Here is an 11,843-nt window from a genome sequence, read left to right as displayed (position 1 = left end):
CGGGCCGCAGATCAGCTCAGCAACGCGGTCACCGCGGCATGCGCCTTCTCCGCATCAGGCGCATCCCCGGTGATCACGTCCGTGTACACAAAGGACTCCCCGATCCGCACCAGCAGGTAAGCCAGGTCCGGCACCGGCAACGGCGGCTCCAGCCGTCCCGCGGCGACCTCCGAGGTCAGCAGTTCGGCGAGCCGAGCGGTCGTCCGCTGCTGGCACACGCTCGCCCGCGTCGTCAACAACCGCAAAGCCCGCTCCGGCTCCCGCCGCAAGAAGTCCCGGAACGGCGGTGAGTCGTTCGCGAACCGGACATATCCGCTCACGAAGTCCGCAACCCCCGCTGCTCCGCGTCCCACGCACGACGGCCACAGCCGGGCGATCGAAGCGGACGACAGCGACCACAGGATCTCGCCCAGTAGCAGGTCACGAGACCCCACCCGGCGGTGCAGGGTCGCCCGGCTGATCGACAGCGCCTCCGCCAGCTCGCCCATGTCGACCCGCCGGCCGGCCAGGAACCAGTCGCGTGCCAGTTCGAACGCGTGAGACATATGTCAGAATGTCTCACATCGAGCAGCGGACGGCGAGAGGGACAGCGACATGCGCGCAGTGCAGGTGACCGAGTTCGGCGGGCCCGAGGTGCTCACCCCCGTCGAGCTGCCCGACCCGGTGGCCGGCCCCGGCGAGGTCCTCATCGACGTCGAGCGCATCGGCGTTAATTACGCTGATACTCACCAGGCGGAAAACAGTTACCTCGCGCCGAGCAAGCTGCCGCTTGTTCCCGGTGGTGAAGTGGTCGGCACCCACGACGGCCGGCGGGTCGTCGCCCTGCTCAACGGTGGTGGCGGGTACGCCGAGAAGGCCGTCGCGCCCCAGGCCACGACCATCCCCGTCCCCGACGGCATCGACGACCTCACCGCGCTCTCCATGCTGGTCCAGGGCGCCACCGCCTGGATCCTGCTCCGCAAGAACTCCCACCTCGAACCGGGCGAATCGGTCGTCGTGCACGCGGCCGCCGGTGGGGTGGGGACCATTGCCGTGCAGCTCGCCAAGGCCTGGGGTGCCGGGCGGGTCATCGCCACCGCCAGCAGCGAGGAGAAGCGCGCGCTCGCCCTCGAGCTCGGCGCGGACGTCGCCATCGACTCGCGTGCCGAGGACATGACCGCCGCGCTCATCGAGGCGAACGACGGCCGCCGCGTCGATGTCGTGCTCGACATGGTCGGCGGGACCACCACCGATCAGAGCATCGCCGCGCTCGCGCCGTTCGGGCGCCTCGCCTTTTACGGCATGGCCGGGCGCGAGAACCCGAAGCCGGTCGAGCTGCGCAACGTCCTCGGCCACAGCACCACGATCAGCGGGATGTGGCTGCCGCACGTCTTCCGGCTGCCCGGCAACATCTTCGGGACCGCCTTGAACGACCTGTTCGGGCTCGTCCAGGAAGGCAAGCTCAAGGCGATCCCGGGCGGCGAATACGCGCTGTCCGACGCCCGCGGCGCGCACGAGGCCCTGCGCTCCCGCCAGACCGTCGGCAAGCTACTGCTCGACCCCGGCAAGTAGCGGGTTCGCCAGGAGGTGTTCCAGGGGTGCCGCCTTGTGGAGGCACTCCTGCCACTCCGCCTCCGGGTCCGAATCGGCCGTGATCCCGCCGCCGACCCCCAGCGAAACGGTGCCGCCGGCGATCTCGAACGTCCGGATCGCGACGTTCAGCTCCAGTCCGGCCACCGGTGACACCAGCCCGATCGCGCCCGTGTAGACCCCGCGCCCGCATGGCTCCAGCGAGGCGATCAGGTCCAGCGCGCGGATCTTCGGTGCGCCCGTCACCGACCCCGGCGGAAAGGTCGCGGAAAGCAGCGCCGAATCCGACACCGAAGGCCGCAGCACCCCGGTCACCGTCGAGTCCAGGTGCCAGACCCCGGGCGCCGGGCGGACCTGCAGCAGCGACGGCACCGTCACCGACCCCACCTCGCACACCCGGCCGAGGTCGTTGCGCACCAGGTCGGTGATCATCACGTTCTCCGCGACGTCCTTGGCGGACTGCCGCAGCAGGGCGGCGTTCCCGTCGTCGGCGGGCCCACGCCGGGGGAGCGTGCCCTTGATCGGCGTCGAGCGCACCGCACGCCCGTGGCGCTCGAGGAACAGCTCCGGCGAGAACGAGACCACCGAACCCCACGACCCCGACAAGTAGGCCGCGCGGCGGGGTGCCAACGAACGCACCCCCGCGGCGAACAACGCCGCGGAAGACCCCGAGAACCTGCCCGTGAACCGCGCGCAGATGTTGGCCTGGAACAGCTCGCCGGCCTCGATCGCGTGCACGCACGCCTTCACCGCGTCCCGGTGCTCCGACGGCAGTGGCCGCCGCAGCGGCTCCGCCGTCCAGGAAAGCGGGGACGGCGGGCCGGCCAGCAGCGACTCCATTGTGGACACCGAGGGGCCGCCGCCGTCCAGGGATTCCAGGTAGCAGGTGCCCGAGGCGGACCAGCGCAGCACGTGGTCCGTCCAGCCCCAGGCCGACGCCGGCAGCGCGCCGGTGCGGCCCGAAGGATCCGCCAGGTCGTAGGCCAGGTACCCGAACCACCCGCCGCCGATCACGCCCGGTGGGGCGTCGACCTCCGGTGCGGAGGGCGGCAGCGCGGAGGGGGAGACCGAAAGCGACGGCGCGATCACGGCCCGGGAAGCAAACCAGTCCCCGGACAGCATCGCGGGTGGTGGCAACCCCCGTGCACCGGCGTGGTGGGCGAGTACCGAGAAGGCGCGCGAGGGCGTCAGGTTCGTCCGGAGCGGCCTGCTCGTCACGCGCATGGCGACATACCACCACACGTCAGAGCAGCAAGTCGCCCAATGTGAACGGGTACACGACGGCGTTCTGCTCCACCGGCGCGGCGATGCCGGGCACGTCCGGGGCGTACGCGTGCTGGTGCACGCCGAGCCGCGAGTGGAACCAGCCCGCCCGCCCCGGGATGCCGTTGTGCCGGACCAGCCACAGCACGACCTCGCTGTCGGCCCAGCGGTCCGGGTGCAGCCGGTGCTGCCAGCAGTCGTAGTCGGCGTAGACCAGCACCCGCTCGATGCGCGCCGCGTGCCGGACGTGCTTGATCCACGCCTTGACGAACCGGTCGTCGACGCTGGGGGCCGCCACCTCCAGCGCCGGCGCGAGCGAGCCCGGGGCGAACGCGCCGAGCCGGCTCGCCGTCCGCACGAAGAAGTCCGCCTGGTCGTGGACCGCGCCGGGCCGGGCGTAGTGCCGTCCGCCCGCGTGCAGCCCGGCTTCCTGGGCGCCGGCCAGGTTGCGCTCCGCGGCCGGGTTGCTCCAGTTGACGTTCTCGCTGATCGTCACCGACACGAACCGGGTCTGCGCGGCGCGCACGGCCTGCCAGTCGGCCACCTGCTCGCGGTGCGACAGCGAAATGCCGAGTTCACTCTCGGGCTCTGTCACGGTTCCGCCCCCGGCGCGTCGGTGGAGAGCACACCATACGTCGCCGGAGGCGGACCCGCAGTGAACACCCCGCGGTTGATCAGGCCTTTTGATCAGGCCCGTCGATCAGGCCCGTCGATCAGGCATTGTCGCGCTGGAAGGTCCGCGTCCCCCACCACAGGGACAACCCCGCCATCACCAGCACCACGACACTGCCGGTGAACAGGGCATCCATCGAGAAGTCGCCGGCGAAGCTGTGCCGCTCGACGTCGACGACGTGCCGGAACGGGTTGATCCGCGAAACCGTGTAGAGCCAGTCCGGTGCCTGCCCGGCGGTGATCGGCAGCAGGATCCCGGAGAGCAGCAGCAGCGGGATGAGCACCGCGTTGAGCAGGGCCGGGAACGTCTCCTCGCTCTTCAGCGTCAACGCCAGCGCGTAGGAGCACGACGCCAGCGACACCGCCAGCAGGAACACGATGACCAGGCTCAGCAGCACGCCGCCGACGGGGGCGTCGAGCGGGAACACCAGCGCGGCCAGCACGATGATCAGCGCCGCCTGGACCACCGCCTGCAGCGCGCCGGCCAGCACCTTGCCCAGCAGCAGCGCGACCCGGCTGACCGGCGTCACCCGGAACCGCTCGACGACGCCGACGCGGTATTCGGCCAGCAGCCCGAAGCCGACGAACGAGCTGCCGAACAGCGCCAGCTGGGCGATCAACGCCGGGGTCAGCAGCATCCAGCCGTCCACTTCGGACAGGCCCTGGGCCTGCACGGCCCGGACCATCAGCGGCCCGAACAGGAACAGGTAGAGCAGCGGCTGCATGATCCCGATCAGCACCCAGGTCGGGTTGCGCAGCGCCGCCGTCATTTCGCGGCGGAAGATCAGCCAGGTGTCACGCAGCACGGCCGGCCTCCTCCGCTTCCCGCAGTGAACGCCCGGTCAGGGTCAGGAAAACGTCGTCGAGCGTCGGCCGGTGGACCTGGACCGACAGCATCGCCAGCCCCTTGGTGTCCAGGGCGCGCAGCAGCTCCGGCAGCGCGACGTCGCCGCGCGGCACCCGGAACCGGACCTTCCCGCCGTCGACGGACAGCTCCTGGGCGCCGGCGAGCCGTCCCGCGATCTCCGCGGCGTCCGTGGCCTGCCCGGGGTCGACGCCCACCTCGACGCGGTCGCCGTTGACCCGCGCCTTCAGCGCGTCCGGCGTCCCCTCGGCGACGATCCGGCCGTCGTCGATCACGATCAGCCGGTCCGACAGCGCGTCCGCCTCGTCGAGGTAGTGGGTGGTGAGGAAGACCGTGACGCCCTGGTCGGCGCGCAGCCGGCGGATGTGGTCCCACAGGTTGGCGCGGCTCTGCGGGTCGAGGCCGGTCGACGGCTCGTCGAGGAACACCAGGCCCGGCGAGTGGATCAGGCCGAGCGCGATGTCGAGCCGCCGCCGCTGCCCGCCCGACAGCGTCCTGGTCGGCCGCTGGTCCAGGCCGGTCAGGTCGAGCTGCTCGGCGAGGGCGGCGCCGCGCGCGATCGCGTCGGCCTTGCTCATCCGGTAGAGCCGGCCCTGCAGCTCCAGCTCGTCGGCGACCTTGCTCTCCGGCGCGCTGCCGCCGCCCTGGGCGACGTACCCGATGCGTTTGCGCACGCCCAGCGGGTCGGACAGCAGGTCGCGGCCGCCGACGGTCGCGGTGCCCGCGGTCGGCTTGAGCAGCGTGGTCAGCATGCGCAGCGTGGTCGTCTTCCCGGCGCCGTTCGGCCCGAGGAAGCCGACCAGCTCACCCGCTTCGACGTCGAGGTCGACGCCCTTGACCGCGTGTACTTCGCCCCCGGTGCGGCCCTTGCGGCGGAACCGCCGCTCGAGACCGCGTGCCGTGATCATGAGAACCCCTCTCCGAAAGTAGTCAAACTTGACTAGCTGAGGCGCACACTGTGCCCCACGGAGGAGCTCTAGTCAAACTTGATTACCCGGTGACGTCGTCCGGCGGCTGGCCGAAGGCGCGGCCGGGATCGTCGGCCATCACGTACTCACCGGCTTCGAGCCGGGCGATCAGGTTCCGGAGCCAGTCCAGGCTCGCCGCCGAGATCTGCGCCCACAGCCCGAACAGCTCGGTGATGTGCGCGGGCTGCCCCCACTCGGAGCCCTCGTCGATGAGCAGCCCGGCCCGCCGCACCTCGGCTTCGAGGTGGACGAGCCGCTGGCTGAGCATGCCGATCACCCGCTTGCGGGGCAGTGCGGTCATCAGGGAGATCGCGGCGGACAGCTCCGGGTGCCCGACCTCGGGATCGGACAGCGCGGTGCCCAGCAGCAGGTGGAACTCCCGGTCGCCGTCCTCGGTGACCCGGTAGGCGATCCGGTCCGGGCCGCCCTCGCCCGGTTCGACGTCGACCTGCTCCAGCAGGTCTTCGGCGGTCATCTTCTTCAGCGCGTGGTAGATCGACCCGGGCTGGACGTTGGCCCACTTGTCCGCCGACCAGGTCAGCAGCTCGCGCCGCACCTGGTAGCCGTGCGCGCGGCCGTACATCCGCACCACCCCGAGCACGAGCAACCGTGTCGCCGACAACCGGGCCTCCCTCTCGACAATGCGCGTGACGCCCTCCGTAGGCTAATAAGGTATGAGCACCCCTGTGTTGACCGCGGTGGCCTGGCCCTACGCCAACGGCCCCCGCCACATCGGCCACGTGTCCGGATTCGGCGTCCCGTCCGACGTCTTCTCCCGCTACCAGCGAATGGCCGGCAACCGGGTGCTCATGGTCTCCGGTACCGACGAACACGGCACCCCGATCACGGTCCAGGCCGACAAGGAGAACTCCACCCCGCAGCTGACGGCGGACAAGTACACCCGCCAGATCGGCAACGACCTGCAGGGCCTCGGCCTCTCCTACGACCTGTTCACCCGGACCACGACCGGCAACCACGCCGAGGTGACGCAGCAGATCTTCCTGGCGCTGCACCGCAACGGCTACGTCGTGCCGAAGACCACGCGCGGGGCGATCAGCCCGTCCACCGGCCGCACGCTGCCCGACCGCTACGTCGAGGGCACCTGCCCGATCTGCGGGTACGACGGCGCGCGCGGCGACCAGTGCGACAACTGCGGCAACCAGCTCGACGCCGCCGAGCTGATCAACCCGAAGTCGCGGATCAACGGCGAGACGCCGAAGTTCGTCGAGACCGAGCACTACTTCCTCGACCTCCCGGCGTTCACCAAGACCCTCGGCGACTGGCTGGGCACCAAGACCGACTGGCGCCCGAACGTCCTCAACTTCACCAAGAACCTGATCGACGACATGCGGCCCCGGCCGATCACCCGCGACCTCGACTGGGGCGTCAAGATCCCCCTCGACGGCTGGCGCGACCAGCCGCTGAAGCGGTTCTACGTCTGGTTCGACGCGGTGATCGGCTACTTCTCGGCCAGCGTCGAGTGGGCGCGGCGCTCCGGCAACCCGGACGCGTGGCAGGAGTGGTGGAACAACGCCGACGCCCGGTCGTACTACTTCATGGGCAAGGACAACATCACCTTCCACGCCCAGATCTGGCCGGCGCTGCTGTTCGGGCACAACGGCGAGGGCGACAAGGGCGGCGAGGCCGGGAAATACGGCAAGCTGCACCTGCCGGACGAGATCGTCTCCAGCGAGTTCCTCACCATGAGCGGCTCGAAGTTTTCGACCTCGCGCGGGCGGGTCATCTACGTCGAGGACTTCCTGCGCGACTTCGGCCCGGACACGCTGCGGTACTTCATCTCGGTCGCCGGCCCGGAGACCCAGGACACCGACTTCACCTGGGACGAGTTCGTCCGCCGGACCAACTTCGAGCTGGCCAACGAGTGGGGAAACCTGGTCAACCGGTCCATCTCGATGGCGCACAAGAACGTCGGCGCCATCCCGCGCCCGGAGGCCCCGACGGCGGCGGACGAAGAGCTGAAGGCGTTGTCGCGCAAGGCTTTCGACACCGCGGGTGCGCACCTGGCCCGGTCCCGGTTCAAGCAGGCGGCGAGCGAGGCGATGAAGGTCGTCACCGCGGCGAACAAGTACATCTCCGACCAGGAGCCGTGGAAGCTCAAGGACGACCCCACGCGGCGCGACACCGTGCTGCACACCGCGCTGCAGGTCGTCTCCGACGCCAACACGCTGCTGACGCCGTTCCTGCCGCACTCGGCGCAGAAGGTGCACGAGGCCCTCGGCGGCACCGGCGTCTGGGCGGCCCAGCCGGAGCTCAAGGAGGTCGACGACCTCGACATCGACGGCCGGGTCAACCCGATCCTCACCGGCGACTACGCGAGCGAGCAGGCGAAGTGGGAGTCGAAGCCGATCGAGGTCGGCAAGCCGCTCGCCAAGCCGTCACCGCTGTTCGCCAAGCTCGACCCCGAGCTGGGCGAGACCGGCCCGGAGTGGGCACCGATCGTCAAGGAGTAAGAGGTACGCATGGGTGAACAGAAGCGCGAGCTGCCGCCGGTCCCGGACCGGCTCCCGGTGTCGGTGGTGGACGCGCACACCCATCTCGACGCGTGCGGCGCGGTCACCGCGGCCGATGTCACGGCCATGGTCGACCGCGCCGAGCGCGCCGGCGTCGCCCGCGTCGTCACGGTCGCGGACGACCTCGCCTCGGCCCGCTGGGCCGTCGAGGCGGCGGGCTGGGACAGGCGCGTCTTCGCCGCGGTCGCGATCCACCCGACCCGGACCAAGGAGTTCGGCGAGGCCGAGCGGGCCGAGGTCGAGCGGCTGGCGGCCGGGGACCGCGTGGTCGCCGTCGGCGAGACCGGCCTCGACTACTACTGGGACTACTCGCCGCACGACGCCCAGCAGGAGGCGTTCCGCTGGCACATCGACCTCGCGAAGCGGCTGGGCAAGCCGCTGATGATCCACGACCGCGAGGCCCACGACGACGTGCTGCGCATCTTGGCCGAAGAGGGCGCGCCGAATGCCGTAATCTTCCATTGTTTTTCCGGGGACGCGGAAATGGCCCGCAAGTGCGTCGACGCGGGATATGTCCTTTCCTTCGCGGGCACCGTCACGTTCAAGAACGCGAAAGGCCTCCACGCGGCGGCCCGGCTCTGCCCGCCCGGGCAGTACCTGGTCGAGACCGACGCGCCGTTTCTGACCCCCCACCCGTTCCGTGGGCGGCCGAACGAGCCGTTCGGCGCCGCCTACACCGTCCGTCACCTCGCGGCGCTCAGGGGCGAAGCTGTCCACGAAGTCGCCGAATCGGTCCGGACCACCGCCGAGCGCGTCTACCGACTCCCCAGTGTCACAACGGGTTGAACGCATTGCGACAACAGGGTTCCCCGTTCGGCCACCTGATGGAGTGACTCAGATCACGACACTCCGGGGGGTGTTTGCGGAACCTGCCGCGACCCGTTACTGTCCCGTGATCGTGCCGGTCGGTACTGCACCATGCAGTTGCCGGCTGTTACGCCCACAGTCACGTCAGTGCACGTCGGGGAAGCGGAACCAGGAGCGGTACGGCCTGGAACCGTGACGATGGCGCCGGCTGAGGGCCCAGACGTAAAGGTGCCGCCCCGAACGGCGCCTTGGGAAAGGGAACGACCCGGTGACAGGTAGCAGACAGGCTGGAGCGCGCTCCGCGGCCGTCCTCGAGCGCGATTTCGAGAACACTGCGTACGGCCAGCTCGACTTCTCCGACGACCCGAACATCACGCAGCAGGACATCCTCGCCGCGCTCGGCCCGGACGCCGACGCGATGATGGCCGAGATCGACGTCGACGTCGACGAGCTGATCCGGCTCATCAACGCCGAGACGACGTACCTGCCGCCGATCGTCATCCCGGACGGGCTCGACGAGGACCGGACCATGTCCCCGCAGGCCAAACGGGCCTCGCTGGACGAGGGTCTGCGCGAGACCACCAAGATCTGGAAGCGCCGGTTCCTCAAGGGCGCCGTCCTCAGCGTCATGATCAGCGTCGCCGGCGGCGGCGCGGCCGCGCTGGCGATGAACAAGAGCATCACCGTCGACGTCGACGGCCACCAGCAGACCGTGCACTCCTTCGGCGGCACCGTCGGCGAGGTGCTCGAGGACGCGGGCCTGTCCGTCGGCGCGCACGACTCGCTTTCCCCGTCGCCGCAGGCCGAGGTCGGCGACGGCGGTGTCATCAAGCTCGAGCGCGGCCGCCAGCTGAAGATGATCGTCGACGGCGCGGAGCACACCTCCTGGGTCCGCGCGACCCACCTCGGCGACGCGCTGTCCCAGCTGGGCATGACCGGCATGGACAAGCCCGGCACGTGGATGTCGATGCCGAAGGACGGCGAGCTGCCCCTGCAGGGCGCGACCGTCGAGATCAAGACGCTGAAGAACATCACCCTGTTCGACGGTGCCAACGCGCCGAAGCAGGTGAAGACGACCGCGGTCACGACGAAGGAGTTCCTGGGCGAGTACAAGCTCACCCTGGGCCCCGAGGACCAGGCCGAGGGTGGCCTGGACGTCAAGCTGACCGACGGCGCCGAGGTGCACCTCAGCCGCACCGGCGTCTCGACGGTGACCCAGAAGGAGTCCATCGACCCGCCCGAGCAGAAGGTCGACGACCCGGACCTCGCCAAGGGCAAGACCTCGGTCGAGGACCCCGGCACGCCGGGCGAGAAGATGGTGACCTACAAGGTCACGCAGAAGAACGGCAAAGAGGTCTCTCGCGAGAGCATCTCCGAGAAGGTCATCACCCAGCCGAAGCCGAAGATCATCCACGTCGGCTCCAAGCAGGCCCCGACCCCGGAGATCGGCGACGGTTCCGCGTGGGACCGCATCGCGCAGTGCGAGTCGGGTGGCAACTGGGCCATCAACACCGGCAACGGCTACTACGGCGGCCTCCAGTTCGACAAGCGCACGTGGGACGCCTACGGCGGCGACGAGTACGCCGCGCTGCCGAACCAGGCCTCGCGTGAGCAGCAGATCGCGGTCGCGGAGAAGGTCAAGGCCGGCCGCGGCGGCAGCTACAGCGCCTGGCCGGTCTGCGGCAAGAAGGCCTGACGCTCCACTTCCCGGAACGGCCCCCGTCCACCTCGGACGGGGGCCGTTCCGCGTGCGCCAAGAGGCCTCACCCGTGACTGGGGAGGCATCTCACGTGTCCAGGGAGGCATCTCGCCGATGCCCCTCCAATCACGTGAGATGCCCCTCCAGACACGCGAGATGCCCCTCCCGTCACGCGAGTTCCGCCGCCGATCACGCGAGTTTCGGCTTCAAGTAGGCTCGTCCGGTGGTTGAACTGCTGGGACCTGCCGAGATCCGCGGGCTGGCGGCCGAACTCGACGTGCGGCCGACGAAGAAGCTCGGGCAGAACTTCGTGCACGATCCCAACACCGTCCGCCGGATCGTCGAGCTGGCGGACATCGCCCCCGGCGACGTCGTCCTCGAGGTCGGGCCCGGGCTCGGGTCGCTGACCCTCGGGCTGCTCGCCACCGGCGCCCACGTCGTCGCCGTCGAGATCGATCCCAAGCTCGCCGAGCGGCTGCCCAAGACCGTCGCCGAGCGGGGGCCCGACGCGGCCGGACGGCTCACCGTCATCGGTGCCGACGCCCTGCGCATCACCCGCGAGCAGCTGCCCGCGCCGACCGCCCTCGTCGCCAACCTGCCCTACAACGTCGCCGTGCCGGTCGTGCTGCACCTGCTGGCCGAGGTGCCCTCGCTCCGGAAGGGCCTCGTCATGGTGCAGACCGAGGTCGCCGACCGGATGGCCGCCGGCCCCGGCAGCCGGATCTACGGCGTGCCCAGCGTCAAGCTGGCCTGGTATGGCTCCGCGCGCAAGGTCGCCGCCGTGCCGCGCTCGGTGTTCTGGCCCGTGCCGAACGTCGATTCCGCGCTCGTCGCCTTCGAACGCGGCGACACGACGGCGTCCGAAGACCGGGAGCTGCTCTTCGGCCTGGTGGACGCCGCCTTCTCACAACGCAGGAAGACGCTGCGGGCCGCGCTCGCGGGCTGGGCGGGTTCGGCCGAACGCGCCGGCGAGCTGCTGACGGCCGCCGGGATCGACCCCCGGACCCGCGGCGAGCAGCTCGGCGTGCACGACTTCGCCCGGATCGCCGCCGCGCGTTAGCCGCTCCACAGTGGAAGCGGTGAAAGGCGTGAAAATACGCCCGCGCCGCCCGTGATCCCGCGATTCGGACACCTCCACTCGTGTGATCTGGGCCAACAGGCTTGCGTTCGCTCCTCGGGATCGGTTTTACTCAGTACGTCCATCCCGAGCGACTGAGAGACCTGGCTCGCCGAAGTCGCAGCAACCACCCTCCACAGGGCAGGTGCTACCGCCAGGACCGATGGAGGCCGTTTTCGATGAAGAGGGTAGCTCGCCCCCTGCTCCTGACCAGGCGTCGCGTAGTCGACGAAGGCCGCCGCTCCGTGACCGCATGTCGACGCTCCAACTGAGCTTGTCGTAGCCGGTCCACCTCTTCTTCATGCACCGTCCGAACAGGACGGAACTTGCCTGCGGCCGGGTGCCGCCACGC

At 70.1% G+C, this 11,843-nt stretch carries 11 protein-coding genes and 1 riboswitch; of the genes, 5 read left to right on the top strand and 6 right to left on the bottom strand.

Features of this window, described 5'->3' with window-relative positions; genetic code table 11:
* Nucleotides 1-11 precede the first annotated feature (11 nt).
* Nucleotides 12-545: a QsdR family transcriptional regulator gene (locus AB0F52_RS01160; RefSeq protein ID WP_360163276.1), complete on the bottom strand. Its 534-nt coding sequence runs from the start codon at nucleotides 543-545 to the stop codon at nucleotides 12-14.
* Nucleotides 546-594: 49 nt separating this feature from the next.
* Between AB0F52_RS01160 and AB0F52_RS01155 the strand changes: the two genes are divergently transcribed.
* Complete coding sequence (locus tag AB0F52_RS01155; RefSeq protein WP_360163274.1) at nucleotides 595-1,551, top strand: zinc-binding dehydrogenase; 957 nt, start codon at nucleotides 595-597, stop codon at nucleotides 1,549-1,551.
* Here the strand turns inward: AB0F52_RS01155 and AB0F52_RS01150 are convergent.
* The 5 genes from AB0F52_RS01150 to AB0F52_RS01130 form a co-directional block, all read right to left on the bottom strand.
* The gene (locus AB0F52_RS01150; RefSeq protein ID WP_360163272.1) at nucleotides 1,528-2,793 is read right to left on the bottom strand and encodes an aminodeoxychorismate synthase component I; all 1,266 of its coding nucleotides are present in this window, start codon (nucleotides 2,791-2,793) and stop codon (nucleotides 1,528-1,530) included. The two genes, AB0F52_RS01155 and AB0F52_RS01150, sit on opposite strands and share 24 nt — an antisense overlap.
* Nucleotides 2,794-2,812: 19 nt before the next feature.
* Complete coding sequence (locus AB0F52_RS01145) at nucleotides 2,813-3,427, bottom strand: GH25 family lysozyme (RefSeq protein ID WP_360163270.1); 615 nt, start codon at nucleotides 3,425-3,427, stop codon at nucleotides 2,813-2,815.
* Between the two features lie 118 nt (nucleotides 3,428-3,545).
* Complete coding sequence (locus AB0F52_RS01140) at nucleotides 3,546-4,310, bottom strand: ABC transporter permease (RefSeq protein ID WP_360163268.1); 765 nt, start codon at nucleotides 4,308-4,310, stop codon at nucleotides 3,546-3,548.
* A complete protein-coding gene (locus AB0F52_RS01135) occupies nucleotides 4,300-5,277 on the bottom strand; it encodes an ATP-binding cassette domain-containing protein (protein ID WP_360163266.1) in 978 nt (325 codons plus the stop codon). The genes AB0F52_RS01140 and AB0F52_RS01135 overlap by 11 nt, the downstream gene beginning before the upstream one ends.
* 82 nt (nucleotides 5,278-5,359) lie before the next feature.
* Nucleotides 5,360-5,959, bottom strand: a complete 600-nt coding sequence (locus AB0F52_RS01130) for a PadR family transcriptional regulator (RefSeq protein ID WP_360163264.1) — start codon at nucleotides 5,957-5,959, stop codon at nucleotides 5,360-5,362.
* 52 nt (nucleotides 5,960-6,011) lie between these two features.
* Here AB0F52_RS01130 and metG point away from each other — a divergent pair, with 52 nt between their 5' ends.
* The 4 genes from metG (at nucleotide 6,012) to rsmA (ending at nucleotide 11,434) form a co-directional block, all read left to right on the top strand.
* Nucleotides 6,012-7,808: a methionine--tRNA ligase gene (gene metG / locus AB0F52_RS01125; protein ID WP_360163262.1), complete on the top strand. Its 1,797-nt coding sequence runs from the start codon at nucleotides 6,012-6,014 to the stop codon at nucleotides 7,806-7,808.
* 9 nt (nucleotides 7,809-7,817) lie between these two features.
* Nucleotides 7,818-8,654, top strand: coding sequence for a TatD family hydrolase (locus AB0F52_RS01120; RefSeq protein WP_360163260.1), 837 nt, complete (start codon nucleotides 7,818-7,820; stop codon nucleotides 8,652-8,654).
* A gap of 289 nt (nucleotides 8,655-8,943) precedes the next feature.
* Nucleotides 8,944-10,371: a transglycosylase family protein gene (locus tag AB0F52_RS01115; protein ID WP_360163258.1), complete on the top strand. Its 1,428-nt coding sequence runs from the start codon at nucleotides 8,944-8,946 to the stop codon at nucleotides 10,369-10,371.
* 226 nt (nucleotides 10,372-10,597) lie between these two features.
* A complete protein-coding gene (rsmA, locus tag AB0F52_RS01110; RefSeq protein WP_360163256.1) occupies nucleotides 10,598-11,434 on the top strand; it encodes a 16S rRNA (adenine(1518)-N(6)/adenine(1519)-N(6))-dimethyltransferase RsmA in 837 nt (278 codons plus the stop codon).
* Between the two features lie 136 nt (nucleotides 11,435-11,570).
* A riboswitch (SAM riboswitch) is annotated at nucleotides 11,571-11,661 on the top strand.
* Nucleotides 11,662-11,843 lie beyond the last annotated feature (182 nt).

This window comes from Amycolatopsis sp. NPDC024027 (assembly GCF_040638975.1).
Taxonomy (GTDB): Bacteria; Actinomycetota; Actinomycetes; order Mycobacteriales; family Pseudonocardiaceae; genus Amycolatopsis.
The sequence above is the reverse complement of the archived record's forward strand: the minus strand, read 5'-3'. Positions and strand labels throughout refer to the sequence as shown.